13 protein-coding genes and 3 pseudogenes are annotated in these 16,433 nt (G+C 63.6%); 12 read left to right on the forward strand and 4 right to left on the reverse strand.

Annotated features, from left to right (window positions below):
• Positions 1-85 precede the first annotated feature (85 nt).
• On the reverse strand, positions 86-2,206 hold the full coding sequence (locus NW75_RS12080) for a putative bifunctional diguanylate cyclase/phosphodiesterase (RefSeq protein ID WP_033965478.1): 2,121 nt from the start codon (positions 2,204-2,206) through the stop codon (positions 86-88).
• A gap of 158 nt (positions 2,207-2,364) precedes the next feature.
• On the opposite strand from NW75_RS12080, the pseudogene NW75_RS12085 reads away from it, so the two are divergent.
• From NW75_RS12085 to NW75_RS12115, 7 genes and pseudogenes are all read left to right on the forward strand, one after another.
• Positions 2,365-3,881 (forward strand): annotated as a pseudogene (locus NW75_RS12085) (fumarate hydratase).
• A 13-nt stretch (positions 3,882-3,894) separates the two neighbouring features.
• Positions 3,895-4,812, forward strand: coding sequence for an EamA family transporter (locus tag NW75_RS12090; protein ID WP_033965479.1), 918 nt, complete (start codon positions 3,895-3,897; stop codon positions 4,810-4,812).
• A 46-nt stretch (positions 4,813-4,858) separates the two neighbouring features.
• Positions 4,859-6,019 (forward strand): MBL fold metallo-hydrolase, encoded by a 1,161-nt coding sequence (locus NW75_RS12095; protein ID WP_033965480.1) that lies wholly within the window; start codon positions 4,859-4,861, stop codon positions 6,017-6,019.
• A 100-nt stretch (positions 6,020-6,119) separates the two neighbouring features.
• The gene (locus tag NW75_RS12100; protein WP_033965481.1) at positions 6,120-6,575 is read left to right on the forward strand and encodes a hypothetical protein; all 456 of its coding nucleotides are present in this window, start codon (positions 6,120-6,122) and stop codon (positions 6,573-6,575) included.
• A gap of 145 nt (positions 6,576-6,720) precedes the next feature.
• Entirely contained in the window at positions 6,721-7,248 is a 528-nt protein-coding gene (locus NW75_RS12105) for a contractile injection system tape measure protein (RefSeq protein ID WP_033965482.1), read from the forward strand.
• A 50-nt stretch (positions 7,249-7,298) separates the two neighbouring features.
• Positions 7,299-7,658, forward strand: a complete 360-nt coding sequence (locus NW75_RS12110; RefSeq protein ID WP_033965483.1) for a hypothetical protein — start codon at positions 7,299-7,301, stop codon at positions 7,656-7,658.
• An 11-nt stretch (positions 7,659-7,669) separates the two neighbouring features.
• Positions 7,670-8,080 (forward strand): hypothetical protein, encoded by a 411-nt coding sequence (locus NW75_RS12115; RefSeq protein WP_033965484.1) that lies wholly within the window; start codon positions 7,670-7,672, stop codon positions 8,078-8,080.
• A gap of 57 nt (positions 8,081-8,137) precedes the next feature.
• On the opposite strand, the gene NW75_RS26500 is transcribed toward NW75_RS12115, so the two are convergent.
• Positions 8,138-8,443: a DUF3617 domain-containing protein gene (locus NW75_RS26500; protein WP_231565169.1), complete on the reverse strand. Its 306-nt coding sequence runs from the start codon at positions 8,441-8,443 to the stop codon at positions 8,138-8,140.
• A gap of 325 nt (positions 8,444-8,768) precedes the next feature.
• Here NW75_RS26500 and uvrB point away from each other — a divergent pair.
• The 3 genes and pseudogenes from uvrB to NW75_RS12135 all read left to right on the forward strand — a co-directional run bounded on the left by uvrB (position 8,769) and on the right by NW75_RS12135 (position 11,688).
• A pseudogene (uvrB, locus tag NW75_RS12125) lies at positions 8,769-10,977 on the forward strand (excinuclease ABC subunit UvrB).
• 80 nt (positions 10,978-11,057) lie between these two features.
• Positions 11,058-11,423 carry a type II toxin-antitoxin system RelE/ParE family toxin gene (locus NW75_RS12130; RefSeq protein WP_231565170.1) on the forward strand — a complete coding sequence of 122 codons (366 nt, stop codon included), beginning with the start codon at positions 11,058-11,060 and terminating at the stop codon, positions 11,421-11,423.
• A complete protein-coding gene (locus tag NW75_RS12135; protein WP_033965485.1) occupies positions 11,398-11,688 on the forward strand; it encodes an addiction module antidote protein in 291 nt (96 codons plus the stop codon). Before NW75_RS12130 ends, NW75_RS12135 begins: the two co-directional genes overlap by 26 nt.
• Here NW75_RS12135 and NW75_RS12140 read toward each other — a convergent pair.
• A complete protein-coding gene (locus NW75_RS12140) occupies positions 11,685-12,053 on the reverse strand; it encodes a PRC-barrel domain-containing protein (RefSeq protein WP_033965486.1) in 369 nt (122 codons plus the stop codon). The genes NW75_RS12135 and NW75_RS12140 overlap by 4 nt on opposite strands.
• A 52-nt stretch (positions 12,054-12,105) precedes the next feature.
• Positions 12,106-13,380, reverse strand: a complete 1,275-nt coding sequence (locus tag NW75_RS12145) for an MFS transporter (RefSeq protein WP_033965488.1) — start codon at positions 13,378-13,380, stop codon at positions 12,106-12,108.
• 93 nt (positions 13,381-13,473) lie between these two features.
• On the opposite strand from NW75_RS12145, the gene NW75_RS12150 reads away from it, so the two are divergent.
• Both NW75_RS12150 and NW75_RS12160 read left to right on the forward strand, forming a co-directional pair.
• Complete coding sequence (locus NW75_RS12150) at positions 13,474-13,989, forward strand: hypothetical protein (protein ID WP_331386139.1); 516 nt, start codon at positions 13,474-13,476, stop codon at positions 13,987-13,989.
• An 846-nt stretch (positions 13,990-14,835) separates the two neighbouring features.
• Positions 14,836-16,432: pseudogene (locus NW75_RS12160) on the forward strand (amidase).
• Position 16,433: the final 1 nt, after the last annotated feature.

Below are 16,433 nucleotides of genomic sequence, written 5' to 3' on the forward strand. Positions count from 1 at the left end.
CGCCGCCCGCAGCGGCTCCGGCCGCCACCGGCAACAGCGTGGGCTGAACCGAACTGCGCCGTTCCGGCCGCGCCAGGGCAGGCGATCAACCCGCCTTGCGCGCCGGAATGGCGGGTGTCGCAGCGGCGAGCCGGTCAAGGTCGAAGGCTTCGAGAAATTCGAGACCGGCCTTGCCGTCCGCCGCCCAGCGCAAGCGCGCCGGGAGCATCTGGCCTTCCAGCAACTCGATCATGACGTCGAGCGCGCCCGCGTCGTCCTCGACATCGATCCCGTCGATCATCGCGCCGCCGCTGGAAATGTTGCGGATGCGCACGTCGCCGTAGACGTCGCCCGCTCGGATGCGCGCCTTGCGCAGCAGCGAGGTCCGGGGTGAGCGGCTGCTGCGGAAGCCGCAGGCGGTGGCCATATCGCCTGCCAGGGCCAGACGCTCCCGCACCTCCGCCGCGCAGGTAGGTTTGCCATAGACATACCCCTGGATGTGGCTGCAGCCGAGTTCGACAATCAGCGCGATTTCGTCATGCGTTTCCACCCCCTCGGCAGTGGTTTCCATGCCGAGCGTATCGGCCAGCGTGACGATCGCCTTGATGATCGCGGCGTTGCGATTGCCCGCGATTGCCGCCCCGCGCACGAAGCTCTGGTCGATCTTGATCTTGTCGAACGGGGCCTTGCGCAAATAGCCGAGCGACGAATAGCCGGTGCCGAAATCGTCCAGCGCCAGCCGCACGCCGCATCCCTTCAGCGCCTTGAACATCTGTTCGGTGGCGGGGCTTTCATCGACGAACACGCCTTCGGTGATCTCGAGCTCGAGCCGGTCGGGCTTGATCCCCGATGTCGCGAGCGCCGAGGTGACGATGGTGGACAAAGCGGGGTTGGCAAACTGGATCGGCGACACATTGACCGCGACGCGGATGTCATGCGGCCATTCCGCTGCTTCCATGCACGCAGTGCGCAACACCCATTCCCCGATCGTTTCGATCAACCCGCACTCTTCCGCGACCGGGATGAATTCGCTCGGGCTGACCAGCCCGCGCGTCGGGTGTTGCCAGCGCAACAGTGCCTCAAAACCGACAATGCGTTGGGTGCGGGTGCTGACCACCGGCTGGTATGCGACGAAAAACTGGTCGGCGGCGAGCGCCCCGCGCAAATCGTCCTCAAGCTGTTTGCGGCTTTGCGCGCCGATCAGCAACTCGCTGCGGAAGAAGCGGTGCACGCCGCGGCCGTCGCCCTTGGCGGCATAGAGCGCGAGATCGGCGTTGCGGACAAGTGTCTCGGCATCGGTGCCGTCGGTCGGCGCGATCGCCACGCCGATCGAGCAGCCGATGCTGATCGCCGAACCATTGATGCTATAGGGTTGCGAAAGTTCGCTGATCACCCGCCGCGCGAGTTCGGCCAGCGCCTCGCGGTCGGGCGCGAAGGGGATGATGACCTTGAATTCGTCGCCGCCGAGTCGTCCGACCAGCCCGACCTCCCCGATCGTGCGTTGCAGTCGCAAGGCGACTTTCTTGAGCAGCGCGTCCCCGGTCTGGTGGCCCAGCGTATCGTTGACGCTTTTGAATCGGTCCAGATCGAGCAGGAAGAGCGCGGTCTTGCGCGGCACGGAGCCTGGCTGATGGAGGGTCTGTTCGAGCGAGAGCCGCAAACGCTGACGGTTGGCAAGCCCGGTCAGGCTGTCGAACAGCGCCAGGCGGGTGATTTCCGCATCGACGCGGCGGCGCTCGGTCAAATCGCTGCCGCTGCCGACAAAACCCAGAAAACGCCCGTCCGCATCGGATATCGGGCGCCCCGAAATCGACCACCAGCGGTCTAGCGTCGTGTCGTTCGCCGGCCGGACCGAATAGTTGGAAAAGGCGGTGCGCGAGGCGAGATGAAAGGCGAGCGTTCGCTCGGTTTCGGGCGAAGCGCTATCCATGCGGAACAGCTTGTTCAGCAATTGTCCAAGGGCGGGGGCATCGGGGCGATCGAGGCCGCGCGCCACCTTGTCGGAAAGATACAGCACGTGACCGTCGGCGTCGGTTTGCCAGAACCAGCCATTGGTATGCGCTTCGAATTCATGGATCAGCAATTGCGCCCGCTGACTTCGTGGTTCGGAAAGGTCGGCATCGCGAATCCGGCGCGACGATTGCGCGCGCGCCCAGGCCGCTGCGGTTACGCCGATGACCATGAAGGTGCCCGATGCGATCAATATAAGAAGGGTTCCGAAGTTCATACGCCCCCGGGTAAGGGGGCATCCTTTCTGAATTCCTTGTATCGCGGCGACCTCACCCAAAATGAGTATGCGGCGGCGGGGCGACGGACGCGGTCACCCCCCGCGCTTGGCGTGGCCGCAACATCGGCTTAAGGCGCGGCGCAAGACAGGAGTTCATCATGACCACCATCATCCGCGAAGCCGATCTGATCGAGAGCGTGGCCGACGCGCTGCAGTTCATCTCTTTCTATCACCCGATGGATTATATCCGTGCGCTCGGCGAAGCGTATGAGGCCGAGCAGGGCCCCGCCGCCAAGGATGCGATCGCGCAGATCCTGACCAACAGCCGGATGTGCGCCGAGGGGCACCGCCCGATCTGCCAGGATACCGGCATCGTCAACGTCTTCATCAAATGGGGTATGGATTGCCGGTTTGACGACACCAGCCGATCGCTGCAGGAGATCGTCGATGAAGGCGTGCGGCTGGCGTATCTGAACCCCGACAACAAATTGCGCGCCTCGGTGCTGACCGACCCCGCTTTCACCCGCCGCAACACCAAGGACAATACGCCGTGCGTGCTGCACGTCGAGATGGTGCCGGGTAGCCGCGTCTCGGTCGATGTCGCGGCCAAGGGCGGCGGCAGCGAGAACAAGTCGAAGTTCAAGATGATGAACCCGTCCGACTCGATCGTCGACTGGGTGATCGAGATGCTGCCGCAAATGGGGGCTGGCTGGTGCCCGCCGGGGATGCTGGGCATCGGCATTGGCGGCACGGCCGAACATTGCGTACTGCTCGCCAAGCAAGCGCTGATGGAGCCGATCGATATGGGCCCGCTGAAGGCGCGTGGGGCCAAGACCGATATCGAGGCCTTGCGCATCGAGATTTTCGACAAGGTCAACGCGCTCGGCATCGGTGCGCAGGGGCTGGGCGGCTTGTCGACCATCCTCGACGTCAAGATCCTCGACGCGCCGTGCCATGCTGCGGGCAAGCCTGTCGCGATGATCCCCAATTGCGCCGCGACGCGCCACGCGCATTTCGTGCTCGATGGTTCGGGCCCGGCCTTCCTCGAAGCGCCCAAGCTCGACGAATGGCCGAAGGTGGACTGGAAGCCCGACAGCGCTGCGATCCGCGTCGATCTCGACACGCTGACGCCCGAGGTGGTGCAGGGCTGGAAGCAGGCGACCGGCTGTTGCTCAACGGAAAGATGCTCACTGGCCGCGATGCCGCGCACAAGCGCATCAAGGACATGCTCGACGCGGGCGAGCCGCTGCCGGTCGAATTCAAGGGCCGCGTGATCTATTATGTCGGCCCGGTTGATCCGGTCGGCGAGGAAGTGGTCGGCCCGGCTGGCCCGACCACCGCGACGCGGATGGACAAGTTCACGCGCATGATGCTGGGCCAGGGCCTGCTGGCGATGGTCGGCAAGGCCGAGCGTGGCCCCGATGCGACCAAGGCGATCGCCGAGGGCAAGAGCGCCTATCTGATGGCGGTCGGCGGGGCAGCCTATCTCGTCGCGCGCGCGATCAAGGGCTCGAAGGTCGTCGGCTTTGCCGATCTCGGCATGGAAGCGATCTACGAATTCGACGTGGTCGATTTCCCGGTGACGGTGGCGGTCGATTCGACCGGCGCCAACGTCCACCAACTCGCGCCCTTGGTGTGGAAAGAAAAGATCGCGCGCGAGGGGTTGCTGGTGTGATTGGCGATCGGGTTTGATCGCTCCGATCTGGCTCCCCGCCGCGCTGATCGGCGGGGCGCTGCAGGCGTGGCGAACGGCGGTGCAACGGCGTGTGTCGCGCACGCTCTCGATCAACGCCGCCGGCTTGGTGCGCTATCTCTACGGCCTGCCGGTCGCGGTTTTGTTGGTGATAGCCTATGAAGCGGTGTTTGCGCGCACGCCGTTTCCGGCGTTGGGCGTGTGGTTCGTGCCCTTCTGCCTCGGCGGGGGACTGGCGCAGATCATCGCCACCAATTTGTTGCTGATGGCGTTTGGCGAGCGCAATTTCGTCGTCGGCACGGCCTATTCCAAGACCGAGGCGGTGCAGAGCGCGCTGCTGTCGGTGTTTCTGCTCGGCGATCATCTGAGCCTGCCGACCTGGGTCGGCATCGGCTTCGGCGTCGCCGGGGTGATGGTCCTTTCAACTGGCGGCAAGCGGATGGCAGCGGGAGCGTTTCTCCGTGCGCTCGGGCAACCGGCGGCGCGCTATGGCATCGCCTCCGGCTTCATGTTCGCATTGACCACGATCGGTATTCGCGCGGCAACGCAGGCGGTGGCCACGCCAGACCATATCCGGGCCGCGCTGATCGTGCTCGCCACGACCGTTGCGGCGCAGACGGTGGCACAGGGGGCGTATCTCCTGCTGCGGGAACGGGATCAGGTCGCGCGCGTCTTTTCGGAATGGCGCGTGGCAGGGCAGGTCGGGTTGATGTCTTCGGTCGCGTCGGCGTGCTGGTTCACCGGCTTTGCGTCGGCACCGGTGGCACTGGTGCGGATCGTCGGCCAGATCGAAGTTGCCTTCACCATGGCGTTTGCCCATTTTTATCTCGGCGAGAAGACCAGCCGGAGCGAAATCTTAGGGCTCATATTGGTGGCGATCGGCGTCGTCTTCGCGCTGGTCGGCAGCCTGTGAGGCGCGCAGGCTTGCGCCGCGCAGGGTCATCCCACAAGGAACGCTGATGCGATTTTTCCGTCTCCTGGGTAAGGCGATCCTGTGGATCGTCATCGTGCTGTGCCTTGCGGTCACGATCATCCCGCGCTTTCTGGATGCGCGCTATTATGCGGGTCTCCCGACCGCGCACTATAATGGCGAGCGCTTCTTCAATCCCGATGGGGCCGAGGACGACATCGCCCCGCCCAACGGTGGCCGCGGGAATTTCCTGTGGCGCTATCTCACCAATAGCGACGGACGGCCGGAATGGCCCGATCATGTCGCCGTCCACCCGGTTGCACCGCCCGCGCGGGTCGAGGGTGCGCGGATGGTCGCCACCTGGGTCGGCCATGCGACGGTGCTGGTGCAGACGCAGGGGCTTAACATCCTGACCGATCCGGTGTGGAGCCGCACCGCCGGGCCGCTCGGCGTCGGCCCCGCGCGCGTCGCGGAGCCGGGGATCGCGTTCGATAAACTCCCCAGGATCGACCTCGTGCTCGTCAGCCACGATCACTACGATCATATGGACCTGACCACGCTGAAACGGCTGTGGGAGCGTGACCGCCCGCTGATCGTCACCAGCCTCGGCAATGACAGCGTCATCGGCCAGGTGGGCGTGCCCTCCAAGGCGCTAGACTGGGGCGGGAAGATCGCCGTGAAGCCAGGCGTCGAGGTGGTGGTCACGCGCAATCACCATTGGGGCAGCCGCTGGTTCTCCGATCGCAACCGCGCTTTGTGGTCGAGCTTCGTCGTGCGCTTGCCCGGCGGCAATCTGTTCTTTGCGGGTGACACCGGTCCGGGGGACCTCAATTGGGCCAATCAGGCGGCGGCGTACGGCCCGGTTCGGCTTGCGCTGCTGCCGATCGGCGCCTTCCGCTTCGCGCCGGGGCAAATGGTCGCGGGCAGCCATATCGGGCCGATCGACGCCGCCGAGGCGTATCGTCGGCTGGGCGCATCGAGCGGGATCGGGATCCATTGGGGCACGTTCCGTTTGTCCTACGAAGGCTATGACACGCCGCCGCGCCTGTTGGCGGCGGTGACGCAGGTTACGGGGCTGCACGGTTTCGGCACGGTTGCGCTTGGCCACCCTACGGAAATCGCTCCCTTCCACCCCGCGCTGCCGGTCGTGCCGATCGAGCGCGGGCCAATCGAACGCGCGTTGCCGAAGGCTGCCCTGGCGCTGCCATGAGACCAAGGACGCGGCGTTCCGCCCCTGCACGCCGCTCGAATGGCGGACTTGGGAGGTCTGCCGCGCGATGCTAAGACCCCGCCCCGGGGAGAATCGGGACGTGGCGTCGAAGGGGAGTTTGTACCGTTACGAGGCGACGCTGGACCGGGCGGGGCTGGCGCTTACCGCCGGTGGCCTGGTCGGCGGCGTGTTCGCGACCGTGCTGGTGTTGATCGGCAGCGGTGCTGCACCGCTTGAGCTGTTGGCCGGATTCTTGGTCGGTGCGGTGATTACGGCGATGGCGGCGGTGGCGATTGGTGGCCCGGTCTGGCTGCTATGCCACGCCTTTGGCCAACGCGGACCGTGGATGGCGATTCTGGTCGGCGCGCTGGCCGGGTTCGCGCTGTTCCTCGGCGGGCAGACCTATGGCTTTGGCGTGTTCGCAATGCCGGTCACCGACAGCGAGACGCTGCTGTTCCGCTGGATCAGCGCGGTCGCGACGAGCCTGATCCTGGCCCTGGTCGCCGCGTTGATCGGCTGGACGATGTGGCGCGTGGCGTATAGGCGGGTGGCGTAACTATACTTTTCTTTTTGTTCTCAAAATTGCTGTAAAGTTCTGTGCCGATTTGGGGTAGGCGCGGCACAGGAAGTCTCGACGAAACGGAGAAGTTTCAAGACGCGATCGATCCGGGTGCCAAGAACCTATAGGTCAGGAAACAGCCTTGCTGGGAAATGATTATCCGATTGTGGTTCAAAATGCGGGGCTCGTGCTGCTTGGTCCGTTTCTTTACACGCTGTTCAATCGCCTCGACATGTTGACAGATGATGGCGATGGCTCAGCTCATTTTGTCGGGATCGAAGGTGCGTCCCGCGCTGTCCATCTGCTGCAATATCTAGTGGACACACGTCTCGATGCACCGGCGGAGGCGTTACCGCTCAACAAGCTGCTATGCGGACTATCACCAGATGCACCGGTCTGGCCCTCACTGACCCCGGCCCAGGCGGATCTCGATGTGTGTGATCAGCTTTTGGAAGCTGTGCTCGGGCAATGGCAGTCCATCGGCCACTCTTCCGTGCCAGTGTTGCGAGAGAGCTTTCTGCAACGTGGCGGATCGTTGTCGCCGGACGGCGGCAAATGGAACCTGACGGTGCAGAAGCTATCGTTTGACATTCTCCTGGATCGGATTCCCTGGCAATTCTCCGTGATCGCGGGATCGTGGATGCCGAAGCCGCTACATGTTACGTGGTAAGAATTTTGCAACGGGAAGCGCTGGCCCCATTCTTTCGGAAATAGCTGCGCGTGTATCGAAAATTGCTGGGCCCGGGGCGGGGGGATGCATTTCTATATGCCGAGGCTGATGACGGGTGGGTTGCTCCGTTCGTTTTCAAGGATCTGGCGGAAAGCGTCGCGTACCGAATGTTGGAAGAAGACACTCTCTGCGCCGAGCTATCGGGTGAAATTCTGAACCTCTGGTACTCGGCACCGCCCGACCAGAAATGGAACGCCGTGATTATGACGGTGTCGGGCAATACATTCGACGCGCGTTTCCAATATGCGGAAGGTTGGGACGAGTCCGAGGACGAGGCCGACCGGTGCAACCGCATGGTCAAGGCGAAATTCGGCGACAAGCCGATCACATATCCGACCGATCCGTTATGAGGGCAAAGAGGATGGCGGGCAAATTCGACATGATGGGCCCGATTTTCGAGCAGATCGGCCACGAACTGGGTCGGATTGTGGGTGGCGACCCCGATAAAACATATCTCTACGCCGAGCTGCAGGAGGGTGTGGTCGGTGCCGGAGTCTTTAAGGACGAAGGAAACCACGTCCGCTATTTCGACCCAAGTCGCGCGTTGATCGATTTGCTCGTCGAGGCGTGGGAAACGGAAGAGCCGAGCAAGCGCTGGGAAGTGATCGAGTATGAGGTGCTCGGGACGAAATTCAACGCAGTGTTCAAGTTCCCGGACGAGCTGAACCCCGATGACTATGAAGACGAGCGTCGAGACGTGGCTCTCCACGCTCGCTATGGCGACAAGCCAGTGATCTATCCGCCGATCCCATATCCCACTCGCCCGCTTTAAGGGGCGAGAAGACGCACCGGATCCCATAGCGCGCGGGTCCGGTGCGTCCCTTCGCGTTTACGGCTTGGCCGGTGCCGGGCCGGTCGCGGGCGCTTCGGGCGGGGTGACGTCGGTCGGCTTGCACTCGCCGTTGCGCGTCGATTTGACGTGCATTTCCATCGTGCCTTCCTGCGTGCCATTGGCGGCGAAGCCTTCGGTCTTCATCGTCATGTCCTGCGCGGTCGCGCTATTGGTGCCGGTCATCATCATTTTGACCGTGCCGCCATTGGGCTGCTTGCAGGTCGCGTCGATCGCGATGCTGGCGCCGGTCACGTCCTTCTTGGCGAAGGTGCAATTCTGGCCGCGCGCGGACATCTGTTCCATCGCCTTGCCCATGTCTTCTTTCGCGGCCGCGGCCGGGGGTGAGGCACACCGACATCGTGCTCATCGCATCGAACATCTTCTGCATCTGCGTCTTGGTTTCGGGGGTTGCGCCCTTGCCTTCGAACTTCACGATCTCGATCTTCTGCGACCAGCTCCCCGCTTGGCGCTTGACCGGCGCGTCGGGGGGAACAGGCGCTCGCGGCGAGCGGCAGCGCGAGCAGCGCCATGATACGGAAAGTCATGTGGAAAGAGTCCCCCGGGGATGTGCGCTGCGGGCGCCGGTGTGTGATTGTGTGTGGCGCATTCCTTCCCATATTGACGAGCTATGGCAATCCAGATTCGCACCACGCTCGACGAACCTGAAACCGGCGTCAGCTTCGTGCCGCACCGCCCGGCGCGCCCGCCCAAGGCGGAAGGGGGCAAGCCGTTCAAGCTCGTCTCCGAATATCAGGCAGCGGGCGACCAGCCGACCGCGATCGCCGAACTCGTCGCGCAAACGCAAGCGGGCGAGCGCGACCAGGTGCTGCTCGGCGTCACCGGCTCGGGCAAGACCTTCACTATGGCCAAGGTGATCGAGGCGGTGCAGCGCCCCGCTTTGATCCTCGCCCCCAACAAGATCCTGGCGGCGCAGCTTTATGGCGAGATGAAGTCGTTTTTTCCCGGAGAATGCGGTCGAATATTTCGTCAGTTATTACGATTATTATCAGCCCGAGGCCTATGTCGCGCGCTCGGACACGTACATTGAGAAGGAAAGCTCGACCAACGAGGCGATCGACCGGATGCGCCACGCCGCCACCCGCTCGCTGCTTGAACGCGACGATGTGATCATCGTCGCCTCGGTGTCGTGCCTTTACGGCATCGGCTCGGTCGAAACCTATTCGGCGATGATCTTCGACCTCAAAAAGGGCCAGACCGTCGACCAGCGCGAAATCGTGCGCAAGCTCGTCGCCTTGCAGTATAAGCGCAACGATGCGGCGTTCCAGCGCGGCAATTTCCGCGTGCGCGGCGATGCGCTGGAGGTGTTCCCGTCGCATTATGACGACACCGCCTGGCGCGTGTCGTTCTTCGGTGATGAGATCGAGGATATCGTCGAGTTCGACCCGCTGACCGGCAAGAAGGTGGCGAGCCTCGACTCGATCCGCATCTACGCCAACAGCCACTATGTGACGCCGGGGCCGACGCTCAAGCAAGCGATGGAGGCGATCAAGTTCGAGCTGCAGGAGCGGCTCAAGGAACTCGTGCCCGAGGGCAAATTGTTAGAGGCGCAGCGGCTGGAGCAGCGCACCAATTTCGACCTGGAGATGATCGCGGCGACCGGTTCGTGCGCGGGGATCGAGAATTACTCGCGCTTCCTCACCGGCCGCATGCCGGGCGAGCCGCCGCCCACTTTGTTCGAATATCTGCCCGAGAACGCGCTTTTGTTCGTCGATGAGAGCCACCAGACGATCGGCCAGATCAACGGCATGTCGCGCGGCGATCACCGCCGCAAGCTGACGCTTGCCGAATATGGCTTCCGCTTGCCGTCCGCGATCGACAACCGGCCGCTGCGCTTCAACGAATGGGACGCGATGCGCCCGCAGACGACCTATGTCTCGGCGACGCCGGGCGCGTGGGAGATGGAGCAGACCGGCGGCGTGTTCGCCGAGCAGGTCATTCGCCCGACCGGGCTGATCGACCCGCCGATCGAGATCAAGCCGGTCGAGGAGCAAGTGCAGGATCTGATCGTCGAGGCGCGCAAGACCGCCGAGCTTGGCTATCGCACGCTGGTGACGACGCTGACCAAGCGCATGGCCGAGGATCTGACCGAGTTCATGCACGAGGCGGGGCTCAAGGTCCGCTACATGCACAGCGACGTCGAGACGCTGGAGCGTATCGAGTTGATCCGCGATTTGCGGCTTGGCGTGTATGACGTGCTGATCGGCATCAACCTGTTGCGCGAGGGATTGGATATTCCCGAATGCGGGCTGGTCGCGATCCTCGATGCCGACAAGGAAGGGTTCCTGCGCTCGGAAACCTCGCTGATCCAGACGATTGGCCGCGCGGCGCGCAACGTCGATGGCCGTGTGATCCTCTATGCCGATCGCATGACGGGCTCGATGGAGCGCGCGATCAACGAAACCAACCGCCGCCGGGAAAAGCAGCGCGCCTATAACGAGGCGCACGGCATCACGCCGACGACGATCAAGCGCAACATCGGCGACATCATCCAGGATGTGTCGAGCCGTGATCAGGTGACGGTGGAGATCGATGAGGACCGCCCGCACATGGTCGGCCACAATCTGCGCGCCTATATCGAGGACCTCGAAAAGAAGATGCGCGCGGCGGCCGCGGACCTGGAGTTCGAAACCGCCGGTCGCCTGCGCGACGAGATCCGGCAGCTGGAGCAGGAAGAACTGGGATTGCCGGTCGACCAGCAAAAAGCCCCGGTGATGGGCCGCTCGAACGAGGGGAAGCCTGGCACGCGCAAGACGCGCTACGGCAAGAGCCAGAAGATGCGCGCTGGGATGGCAGGGAGTTCGCGGCGGGCGAGGTGAGGGCGATCAAGGTATGGCCAGCTTTTGTGGTTGTGACGCGATGGTGTAATCTCGGATGATCTCGGGAAAGGAGCTTCCCGGTGACCGACGACTTTGACAGGCGCAAATCTGTCCTTTATAAAGGACAGATAAATGAGGTTTGGCAAACTTCCGAATTCCACGAATGGCTCACATCCCTGCGCGACCTTCGAGGTCGGGCGCGGATTTTCGATCGACTGCTGCGCGTTGCCGATGGCAATTTCGGCGATGCCAAGTCGGTCGGTGAGGGTGTCGAGGAGTTGCGGCTGCATTTTGGCCCAGGGTATCGGGTCTATTTCAAGCGGCAGGGTAGCGCGATCGTTCTATTGTTGGCAGGCGGTGACAAAAGCGGACAACGCCGTGACATTGCAACGGCGATCGAACTGGCGAGGCGAGAAGAGTATGGCGCTGAAAACGACGATCTTTGATCCGGCCGAATATCTCGACACCGAAGAGGAAGTGATTGCCTTCCTCGACGCATCGATGGACGGTGGGGACGCCCAACATATTGCGCGCGCCCTTGGCATTGTTGCCCGTTCCAAAGGCATGACCGAAATCGCGCGGAAGACAGGTGTTGGACGGCAGGCGCTGTATGCGGCGCTCTCCGAAAACGGAAACCCGACGCTGGAAACACTGACGGCGGTGCTGGGCGCAATGGGCTTGCGATTGAGCGTTGCGCGCGACGCCGCTTAGCCCAGCGACAGATCCTCGCCCGCCACATCATAATATTTCGACACCCGGTCGGCATAGGCCTGGTCGAATTCGGGCGGGTTGGCTGCCCAGCTCGGGCCGCCTTCCAGCACGCGGCGGTCGATCGTCACGATATAGGTGTCGTTGACCGGGTCGAACTGCAGCAGCGAAAAGGGCAGCGGATAATAAGCGCGCCCCATGCCGAGAAACCCGCCGATCGTCAGCACGGCATACAGCGTGTGCCCGGTGCGCTTGTTGACCATCATCGCATACACGCTGCCGATCTTGTCGCCATCGCGGCTCCGCACCTGCATCGTGTCGGTCTTGTTCGATTGCAGCAGCAATTGCGTGGGTTCGGTCTGGGCCATGGTGGTTCCTTTGATGCGCAACCGAAACGGCGCAATGGCCCTGAGAGTTCCCTCAATCCTCCACGATCAGGCTGGTCTGCCGCGTTTCCGGCAGCAGCCAGAAACACACGCTGGTCAGCGCCAGCATCCCGCTGACATACCAGTAGAAGGCGCTTTCGATGTGCCAGCCCTTCAGGCTCAATGCGACATATTCCGCCGTGCCGCCAAAGGCCGCGTTGCCGATCGCATAGGGAAAGGCGACGCCGAGCGCGCGGATGTGCGCGGGGAACAGCTCGGCTTTCACCAACGCGCTGATCGAGGTGTAGGCCGCGAGCAGCAGCAGCGGCACCAGCACGATGGCAAAGGCGGCACCGGGCGTGTGCACGTTTTCCAATGCGCTGAACACCGGCACCGAGACGATCGCCCCGCCAATGCCGAACAGCAGCAGCATCGGCTTGCGCCCGACGCGATCGGCCAGCGCACCGAAGAGCGGCTGCACCAGCATGAACACCACCAAAGCGGCGGTCATGATCGCGGTCGCGGTCTGCACCGAAAAGCCGACGGTGTTGGCAAGGAACTTCTGCATGTACGTGGTGTAGGCATAGAAAGCGAGGCCACCGCCCGCGCTGATCGCACCGACCAGCAGAAATTCGCGCGGATGCGCGCGCCACAAGGCCGCCATGCCCGAGGCCGGGCGATCCACCGCCAGCGCCCGGAAGGACGCGGTCTCCGCCAATCCACGCCGCAGCAGATAAACGCCAAGCGCCAGCGCCGCGCCCAGCGCAAAGGCGATGCGCCAGCCGAAACTGTCCATCTGCGCCTTGGTAAAGACCGCCTGCAGCAGCAGTGTTACCGCCAGCGCGCTCAGCATCCCGCCGATCAGCGTGACATATTGGAAGCTCGACCAGAAACCGCGATGCCGCCGCGTCGCCATTTCGGAAAGATAGGTCGCGCTCGCGCCATATTCGCCGCCGACCGACAGCCCCTGCAGCAGCCGCGCGACCAGCAGCAGGATCGGCGCGGCGATCCCGATCGTGGCGTAGGTCGGCGCAAACGCGATCATCAGCGAGCCTGCACACATCAACGCCACCGACACCGCCAGCCCGGCCTTGCGCCCATGCCGATCGGCATAGCGGCCCATCAGATAAGCGCCGATCGGCCGCATGAAGAAACCGACTGCGAACACCGCCGAGGTGTTCAGCAATTGCGCTGTCGGATCGCCCTTGGGGAAGAAAGAGGCGGAGAAATAGAGCGACAACGCGGAATAGGCGTACCAGTCATACCATTCGACCAGATTGCCCGCCGATCCGCCGATGATGGCGCGCAGCCGCTTCGCCTCGAGTGCCATGCGTCTCTCCTTGCCGGGCACCAGAGGCGAAATCGCGACGGGGTGCAAGACCGGCGGTTGAGCGCGGCCTCCGCTTCGCGCATACACCGTTACATGCCCAAATTTTCCGTTCGTTCCGCTGTTCTTGCCGCCGTGCTGGCGGTGGGCGGTTGCGTCAGCCCGCCCGCGTCGCCGCCCTCGCCGCCAGTCGCGGTGCCGCGTCCGGTGCCCGTGCCGCCCACGCCGTCCGCGCCGCAACCGCTCGACTGGCGCGATTGGGCGGTAACGCCCGGCGATTGGAGCTATCGCGCCGATGTCGCCGGATCGGTGGCCGCTTTCGGCCGATCCGGGGGCGAGGCGTTGCTGACACTGCGGTGCGATCGCGGGTCGAGTATCGTGTCGCTGTCGCGATCAGGATCCGGGACCGCGCCGCTGCTGGTACGCACTACCAGTCTTGCACGCACTTTGACCGCGCTTCCTGCCAACGCCGATTCTGCGCAGGCAACGGTCGCGCTGGAAGCGCGCGACCCGCTGCTCGATGCGATGGCGTTCAGTCGCGGGCGTTCATTGTCGAGCAACCCAGTGCACCGACCCTGGTGGTGCCCGCCTGGGCCGAGATCGGCCGGGTGATCGAGGATTGCCGTCGCTGAGCAGGGCTCTCGGTCGGCCGTGGAACCCGCAATCGATGTCCTTCGGGCAGGCGAAAGAGAATCGTCGAAATCTTCGAACATTACAAGACTTGTTTCGTAAATTTATATGATTCAAACACGAGTCGTGACCGGTCTTGGTCACGCTGTTTTCAACTAGCGAAAGGAGGTGATCCGATGTCTCATGGTTCAGCAATGGGGTCGGTTCAGTTCGTTCGGGGGACGCACCGCTAAGCTTTTCGGGGTAACCCGTTGACGGTAGGGGCGGGGGGTATTTTCCCCCAGACAACGCCATCCCCGTCGAAGCTGATGCGGTCCGCATGGTCTCCCAAGCTGGAGCTTCCGGCCGCTGACCATGTCAGGAGGTTGCCGGGGTGCCGTGAGGCCCCCGGCAGCCTCTTTTCATTTTGGGTAACGCCGAGGGGCGAGTGTCCCGTAATGGCCCTCCAAATCGTATATCTTAACGCGACCGAAACCATGATTTTCGCTAGATGCTGCGCTGCAACGTGTTGCGTGTGAGTCGTTGGGGGCGTAAATATGGCTATCTTTGCGGGTATAGCTGCCTGTGTAATTGCGTTCGCGGTTTGGGAGGTGTTGCAGCTGCTGAAGCAGCGTCGCGCTGCCGTCAGGCGGGGTAAGCGCAGGCAACGCAACCTCGCTTACCAACAAGCGTGGGACGCCGTGTTCGGGCGTGGCGGACAGCGCCGCCTGACGGTCCAACCACCCGAGGCCGACAAAGAGTGATCTATAGAGTGAGCGCTTGCCGCGTCGCCTGAGCGACGGCATGATCCAGGGTGCGTTCGGTTGGATCGCGGCCCTGGAGAAACTGATGCGGATCCCTATCGCTTCGTTGGTGCTGTGTGCGTTTGCTGTCGCACCGGCGACCGCCCAGGTTTCGAAGGAGGCGTTGCCAACGATCGAAGAGGTTTCGATCGAGCAGTTGCAGGCGCTGATGGCGCACGGGACGGGCAGCGCCGCAATCACGCAGGCGTATCTGGCGCGGATTGCGGCGATGGATCGCAGTGGACCGAAACTCCGCGCGGTGATCGCGATCAACCCCGATGCGCTGGCGCAGGCGCGCGCGAGCGACGCGCGGCGTAAGGCGGGCAAGGTGCTGGGCCCGCTCGATGGCGTGCCCGTGCTGATCAAGGACAATATCGAGACCAAGGATCCGATCGCAACCACTGCGGGCAGCCTGGCGCTGAAGGACAATGTCGGCTTGCGCGACGCGCCGCTGGTGGCGGGGCTGCGGCGGCAGGGCGCGGTGATCCTGGGCAAGACCAATCTCAGCGAATGGGCCAATATCCGCTCGAGCAATTCGATCAGCGGGTGGAGTGCGGTCGGTGGGTTGGTGCGCAACCCCTATGCGCTGGACCGGACCGCGTGCGGCTCGTCGAGTGGATCCGGCGCGGCGGTCGCGGCCAGCTTTGCGGCGGCGGCGGTTGGAACGGAAACCGACGGATCGGTGGTGTGCCCCTCCTCGATGAACGGGCTGGTCGGCCTCAAACCCACGCTAGGTCTGGTCAGCCGCACCTATGTCGTGCCGATCAGCCACAGCCAGGATACGCCGGGGCCGATGGCGCGCAGCGTACGCGACGTGGCGATCCTGTTCGACGCGATGGTCGGCTACGATCCCGCCGATGCAGCGAGTATCAATATCGCCTATGCGATCGCGCACAGTTATGCGGGCGACCTGGCGCGCGCGTCGCTGAAGGGCGTGCGGGTGGCGGTGCTCCATCCCGAGATGCCCGATCTTCTCAAGACCAAATATGAGGCCGCGCTCGCCGTGCTGAAGGCGCAGGGCGCGGTGCTGGTCGATGTCGAAGCACCGAAACTATCCGGGGTCGGCGAGGCCGAGTCGCTGGTGCTGCACACCGAATTGAAGGCAGATCTGAACGCCTATCTGAAGACGACGCCGCCTGCGGTAAAAAACGCGCACGCTGGCCGATGTGATCGCCTTCGATACTGCCACTGCTGCGACCGAAATGCCGTTCTTCGCGCAGGAAACCTTTGAAGCGGCGGAGAAGACGCGCGGCCTCGCCGACCCCGAATATCTCGGTGCGCGCGCGAAATCGCTGCGGCTGGCGGGCAAGGAGGGCATTGATGCGATGCTCGCCAAGGCGCAGGCGACGATCCTGGTGGAGCCGACTTACGGTATGCCGTGGCTGTCCGACACGGTCTATGGCGATCAGTTCAGCGGCCCAAGTGCCAGCGAGCTGCCCGCGATCGCTGGCTATCCGCACCTGACGGTGCCGATGGGCCTGGTGCGCGGCGTGCCGGTCGGGCTTTCCTTCATCGCGACGGCGATGGGGGATTCGACGGTGCTGCAGGCGGGCTATGTCTATGAACAGGCGGCCAAAGCACGGGTTGCGCCCACCTATGCCGCGACCAACGATGCCGGGCCGGGGCTTGATGGCGCGCGTTAGC

This window comes from Sphingomonas sp. Ant H11 (assembly GCF_000797515.1).
GTDB lineage: Bacteria > Pseudomonadota > Alphaproteobacteria > Sphingomonadales > Sphingomonadaceae > Sphingomonas.

Bases quoted from the DNA above. Each gene is read 5' to 3' on its own strand.
- NW75_RS12080 (WP_033965478.1), bottom strand. From the start codon at position 2,206: ATGAACTTCGGAACCCTTCTTATATTGATCGCATCGGGCACCTTCATG.
- NW75_RS12095 (WP_033965480.1), top strand. From the start codon at position 4,859: ATGCGATTTTTCCGTCTCCTGGGTAAGGCGATCCTGTGGATCGTCATC.
- NW75_RS12115 (WP_033965484.1), top strand. From the start codon at position 7,670: ATGGCGGGCAAATTCGACATGATGGGCCCGATTTTCGAGCAGATCGGC.
- NW75_RS26500 (WP_231565169.1), bottom strand. From the start codon at position 8,443: ATGGAACAGATGTCCGCGCGCGGCCAGAATTGCACCTTCGCCAAGAAG.
- NW75_RS12135 (WP_033965485.1), top strand. From the start codon at position 11,398: ATGGCGCTGAAAACGACGATCTTTGATCCGGCCGAATATCTCGACACC.
- NW75_RS12140 (WP_033965486.1), bottom strand. From the start codon at position 12,053: ATGGCCCAGACCGAACCCACGCAATTGCTGCTGCAATCGAACAAGACC.
- NW75_RS12145 (WP_033965488.1), bottom strand. From the start codon at position 13,380: ATGGCACTCGAGGCGAAGCGGCTGCGCGCCATCATCGGCGGATCGGCG.
- NW75_RS12150 (WP_331386139.1), top strand. From the start codon at position 13,474: ATGCCCAAATTTTCCGTTCGTTCCGCTGTTCTTGCCGCCGTGCTGGCG.